The sequence below is a fragment of the Pseudoalteromonas sp. S3178 genome (assembly GCF_005886985.1).
Classification (GTDB): Bacteria; Pseudomonadota; Gammaproteobacteria; order Enterobacterales; family Alteromonadaceae; genus Pseudoalteromonas; species Pseudoalteromonas carrageenovora.
On sequence record NZ_PNCW01000295.1, the window covers coordinates 1 to 250 of the forward strand.

Consider the following 250-nt stretch of genomic DNA (forward strand, 5'->3'; position numbering starts at 1 on the left):
CTGTGCTTTTAACCATAAATGTTGATAGCCATTTTTATCACCCAGCGCAGCTAAGCTTTTGGTGTTACCAAGTAACTCAAAGCTGGTATCAATTAATTGGCCTTTGTAATGCAGTGGTAAATCAATTTTATGGGAGGAATCTGCAGTCACATTAAAAATATCAACTGAAAGCGTGCTTTCAAGCATAGGTAAATTAATTAACGCTAACGTGCGTTCAAGCTCAACACCTTTGTAAGCGGTGCTTATTTGC

1 pseudogene is annotated in these 250 nt (G+C 38.0%); it reads right to left on the minus strand.

The features are described from left to right. Window positions 1–250: pseudogene (locus CWC11_RS21030) on the minus strand (alginate lyase); the annotation flags it as partial.